This is a genomic window from Microcoleus sp. AT8-B5 (assembly GCF_036705565.1).
Classification (GTDB): domain Bacteria; phylum Cyanobacteriota; class Cyanobacteriia; order Cyanobacteriales; family Microcoleaceae; genus Microcoleus.
In genome coordinates this window covers 1,908-7,984 of record NZ_JAUBUY010000063.1, presented here as the reverse complement: position 1 = coordinate 7,984, position 6,077 = coordinate 1,908, and the positions used below count along the sequence as shown (strand labels likewise).

At 49.8% G+C, this 6,077-nt stretch carries 2 protein-coding genes; both read left to right on the top strand.

The annotated features are described in order from the left end of the window. A partial coding sequence (locus QUB39_RS27145) for a tandem-95 repeat protein (protein ID WP_333485199.1) occupies positions 1 to 3,103 on the top strand: 3,103 nt, incomplete at its 5' end. A 312-nt stretch (positions 3,104 to 3,415) separates the two neighbouring features. After that, a partial coding sequence (locus tag QUB39_RS27140) for a choice-of-anchor Y domain-containing protein (protein ID WP_333485198.1) occupies positions 3,416 to 6,077 on the top strand: 2,662 nt, incomplete at its 3' end.

Here is a 6,077-nt window from a genome sequence, read left to right as displayed (position 1 = left end):
AAATCCCAACAATGGCACTCTCGGATTTAATAAGGATGGTTCGTTTACTTATACTCCGAACCCTGGATTTTTTGGACTCGATAGCTTTACCTACAGTGTCAGCGATGGGGCTGTTACGACACCAGCAATTTCGGCAAATATCAATGTCATAAACAATCCGCCGATCGTACAACCCGAAAATTACCCTACCTTACACGATCGAGTCTTGAACCTGCCTGCCGCCAAGGGAGTTTTAGCCAACGATAGCGACGTTGATGGCGATGTGTTGACGGCAACTAAAGTCACAAATCCCACCAATGGCACTCTCGCATTCAATAAAGACGGTTCTTTTATCTATACTCCCAATCCGGGATTCGTGGGACTCGACAGCTTTACATACACAGTCAGCGACGGGGCTGCTACTTTACCAGCAATCGCGAATATCTCTGTCACCAACAATCCGCCGATCGTACAACCTGAAAATTACCCTACCCTACACGATCGAGTCTTGAACGTGCCTGTTGCCAAGGGAGTTTTAGCCAACGACAGCGACGTTGATGGCGAGGTATTGACGGCAAATATTTTTAGCAACCCCAACAACGGCACGATCGCATTCAATAAAGATGGTTCTTTTATCTATACTCCCAATCCGGGATTCGTGGGACTCGACAGCTTTACATACACAGTCAGTGACGGGGCTGCTACTTTACCAGCAATTTCGGCAAATATCAACGTTACAAACAATCCGCCGATCGCACAACCCGATACCTACAGCGTCAGTGCGGGAACAGTCCTCAGCAAAATAGTGCCGGGAGTTTTAGCCAACGACTCCGACGCAGATTTGGACACGCTGAGTGCTGCGGTGGCCGCAAATCCGACGAAAGGGTCGATCGCCCTCAACAAAGACGGTTCTTTCACTTATACTCCTAACGCTGGCTTTTCTGGAACAGACACATTTACCTACACAGTCAGCGACGGAATAGTTAGCTCGGAACCGGCTACCGTGACTGTCAGCGTCAACAATAACCCGCCTGTGGCGAATTCTGACAGCTATACTACTGCTTTTAATACGAGTCTCAACGTGACTGGTTTGGGAGTCTTAATCAACGATACAGACCCGGAAAATGACCCGCTGACGGCGATTCTGGTGACAAATCCGGCTACAGGGTCGATCGCCCTCAACGCTAACGGTTCTTTCACTTATACTCCGAATGCTGGTTTTGCAGGGACAGACTCTTTTACCTACAAGGCTAATGACGGGAAAGCTGATTCTGCGATCGTCACGGCAAGCATTGTTGTCAATAACCCTCCGACTCCGACTCCCACGGAAACTCCGACTCCCACGGAAACTCCGACTCCAACTCCCACGGAAACTCCGACTCCCACGGAAACTCCGACTCCAACCGCAACTCCGACTCCAACCGCAACTCCGACTCCAACCGGAACTCCGACTCCAACCGGCACTCCGACTCCAACCGGAACTCCAACCCCCACGGGAACTCCGACTCCAACCGGAACTCCAACCCCCACGGGAACCCCGACTCCAACTCCCACGGGAACTCCGACTCCCACGGAAATTCCAACTCCCACGGAAACTCCAACTCCCACGGGAACTCCGACTCCCACGGAAACTCCGACTCCCACGGGAACTCCGACTCCAACCGGAACTCCGACTCCAACCGGAACTCCGACTCCCACGGAAACTCCAACCCCAACCGGAACTCCAACTCCGACTCCCACGGAAACTCCGACTCCCACGGAAACTCCGACTCCAACCGGAACTCCAACTCCCATCGGAACTCCGACTCCAACCGGAACTCCGACTCCAACCGGAACTCCAACTCCCATCGGAACTCCGACTCCAACCGGAACTCCGACTCCAACCGGAACTCCAACTCCCATCGGAACTCCGACTCCCAGGGGAACTCCGACTCCCACGGAAACTCCGACTCCCACGGAAACTCCAACCCCAACCGGAACTCCGACTCCCACCGGCACTCCGACTCCCACCGGAATTCCTGTTGACTCTGACAGCGTTCAAGGGGGCGATACCGATTGCATTTGCGAACAGATTACCCTACCCGCGATCGGTTCGATCCCAGGCCCGAATTCAGTCGATCGCACTTTCAATGGCACTGACGGCGACGACTTCCTCATCGGCAGCAATATCAACGACGTTATCAGCGGTTTCAACGGCGACGACATTCTGCTGGGCGAAAAAGGCAACGACAATATTTACGGGGGACTGCCCACCAATATCCCCCTTGGCCCGAATGCAGACAAAGACTTGCTGTTTGGCGGCAATGGCAATGATTACCTCAACGGCGCCGGCGGCGACGATCGCATTTTCGGGGGTAAGGGCGATGATGTGGCGATCGGCGGCAAAGACGATGACTTGATTTGGGGCGACAAAGGCAATGACACTCTCGTTGGGGCTCAGGGTAACGACTGCTTGTTTGGAGGCAGTTTTGACCCGTCGGGCCCTGATTCGACTGGACGCGATTTGCTGTTTGGCGCTGCTGGCAACGACTTCTTGAATGGGGGAGATGCTGCGGATACTCTAAGCGGCGGCGAGGGCAATGATACTGTTTATGGCGGCAAGGGCAATGACGTTGTGGTGGGGGGTACTGGCAACGATCGGCTGTTGGGCGATCGCGGCAGTGATAGCATTTGTGGCGACGATGGGGACGATACTATTTTCGGAGACAGTGCGATCGACTTTAACGGCGAGGCAGATTCCCTGTGCGGCGCTGCTGGCAACGATCTGATGTTTGGCAACGGCGGTTCCGATAAACTGTGCGGCGATGAGGGCAACGATACTCTCTACGGCGGCAAAGGTGACGATTGTCTGATTGGGGGTTTGGGAAATGATATTCTCAACGGCGGCATTGGGCGCGATCGCTTTGTTTTAACAGCAGGTGAAGGCAGCGATCAAATTACTGATTTCACAAAAGGTGAAGATTTGCTGGTGTTAGCGGGCGGTCTAACTTTTTCTCAACTTAGTATTACCCAAAGCGCTAATGCAGCTTTCATCAGGATTGGTGAGAACGGTCAACTGTTGGCTGCTTTGAATGGAGTGCAAGCTAGTGCGATCGATCTGAATGATTTTACCATCTTCGGGTAAGCACAACTTAATTAACTAAGGTGCGGAGTACGCACCTTAGTTAATTATGTAGGGTGCACAGCGCGTAGCTTGCCCCTATGAGCAGTGTATCAAATCACTTTTTGCGTCCGGGAGTGCGATCGACAATACTCCAAGCTTTTGCTTGACACTGCTCTGCACTCCCGGTATTATTTTAGTAATAAAAATGACTTAAAAAAGCCACTTTACGGAGAAACTACTGACAGTGTATTTACGTAAATAAAAATTAAATGTAAAAAAATTGATAGTAGTTGGCAGCTAATACATAATCATCTCAAATTTAGGTGCATCTAGATGGGACAGATAATTATTAACGAATTCCGGCGGGACGGGCAATTCCAGGGGAATGAGTATGTGGAACTGCTGTTGACGGAAGATGTAAGCGCAACTCAGCTTCAGAGCTATTTTGTAGGCGACTCAACTGAGCCAACAGTAGCTAAATATTCAGCTTATCGATTTACTAATATGGCAAGTATTGCTCCTGTGTTTAAAGCAGGAACAATACTTACGATCGGCGGTTCGCCTGCCGATCAAGAGATTGCCTACAACCCCATACCGTCGGGAACAAACAACGATTGGAACATTCGATTGAGTCCCCAAGGTGGATTTTTGACAAAGCTGCTCCCAGCCGGAAATTTTCATGGGAATTTCGCGGAGTCAGATGTTGTTTATGTTGATAATGCTAGCACTACAAATACCGATACAATAGATTCGATCGCCTGGAGGAGTCCAGGAACAGGAACTCACGGAGCCTTTGGGAGTGCAGCTAAGGTGCAAATTCCAGCACCACCCAACGGGGGTAATGTTGAGTTTTCCAGCGCTATTGGCGGCATCAACAGAACTGCTAGTTATACTATAGATAGTCCCGGCTCCTTGGGTTTGCCCAACGGCGGAATTAACAGTATTTATATTAACAGTCTCCGCAACCGATCGGTTAACATTGCTCCCAATTTGGCAACTCCTAATGTTAATCCGCCGATCGCAATTAATGAAAATATACCCAGCGTCGCTAACACAGGCTTTAGTATTTTTAACATCACTAGCGAGTTAGGAAGTGACGCTAATGGCGATCCTTTGGGTGTCGCAGTCACCGCTGCAGACAATACTAACGGTAACTGGCAATTTTCAACAGATGGCAATACTTGGACAAATTTCGGTGCAGTGTCGGAAACTTCAGCAACAGTGCTCGGCCCGACTCCTCTTTATAATGGCTTACTTGGTAACACTCCCAGTTCTCAAAATTGGCTGTCTTTGACTAACTCAAATTTTGCTTCTCCTACCGCTACAGCTTCAGAATTTTTTAGCGGTAATGGAGTTAATTTAAACAGCAGTGCGGACAATAGCATTTATGCTGGCTATACAAATAATCCTTTAAATCCGTCATTTCCCCCGCTCGATCGCACTACAGGCTTTAGCTTGTCTTTTAATCTCCAAATTATCTCGGAATCCCGCACTAATCAAAATCGGGCGGGTTTTAGCATTGTTGCTGTTACTAGCGATCGCAAAGCCATTGAAATCGGTTTCCAGCGGCTATCTGAAAACTCTGGCAATATCTTTGCACAAGGCGACGGCATTACTCCCAACCTAGTCGGACAAACCAACGGCTTATTTGTTGCAGCAGAGAATGTTGCTTATAACACCAATATTGCTACTAACTACACTCTCAGAGTTCAAGGTGACAATTACTTTCTTTCCGATGGCAGCGATATCATACTAACCGGCCCGCTGCGCGATTATTCAGGATTTAGCGACCAGATAGATCCTTACGAAACTCCTAATTTTCTATTCCTCGGTGACGGCACTAACTCGGCGCAAGCTAACATCAACCTGACGGGGGTTTCCCTGCAAACGCCTGCGAGAGTCCGCTTTGTACCCAACCCAGACTATTACAGTACCCCTGGAAGCGAACCAACAATTACTTTTCGGGCGTGGGATGGAAGTAACGGAGTTGCCAGCGGTACTGCGGGCGTCAATGCTTCAGTTACTGGGGGAACAACGCCGTTTAGCACTAATAGTTTAACAAGTTCGATCGCAGTTAATCCAGTCAACGATCCACCTTCGTTTGTCAAAGGGGTCGATCGCACTCTCAGCAGCAATTCGGGGCCACAAACCATCCCCGGATGGGCGACTGCGATTTCTCCAGGCCCTAACGAATCAGGACAAACTGTGGCTTTTCAAGTGGTAGGGAATGATAATGCTGCTTTGTTTAGTGTACAACCTGCGATCGACTCGGTGGGGACGCTAACCTTTACACCGATGCCGGGGGCGATCGGCAGTGCTAATATAACTCTAAACCTGAGAGATAATGGCGGTAGAGATAACGAAGGACTCGATACTTCTGATACCCAATCGTTCATTATCAACCTCACTAATCCAGGCACATTTAATTTCAGCAACGCCAACTACAGCGTTAATGAAAACGGTCAATTTGCCACAATTACCGTTACTCGCACTGATGCTAATGTGGCTGCTGCTGTCAGTTACAGTACAAGTAATGGCACTGCTAATGCTGGTAGTGACTATAACCAGAAATCGGGAACATTAAATTTTGGCATTGGCGAAACTACTCAAACTTTCACGATTCCAATTGTGGATGATTCAGAGATAGAAGAGAAGGAAACTGTTAATTTAACTCTGAACAATCCCACTAACAAAGCAGATTTAGGAGCAATTTCTAGTGCTGTTTTGACTATTGTAGATACAACTCCAACTCCGACGCCGACGCCTGCGGAAACTCCAACTCCCACGGGAACTCCGACGCCTGCGGAAACTCCAACTCCCACGGGAACTCCGACGCCTGCGGAAACTCCGACGCCAACTCGGACTCCGACGCCTGCGGAAACTCCCATTCCGACGCCTGCGGAAACTCCGACGCCAACTCCAACTCCGACGCCTATTTCCACTGCGACGCCAATTCCGACACCGACGCCAATTCCTGCGGAAACTCCCATTCCGA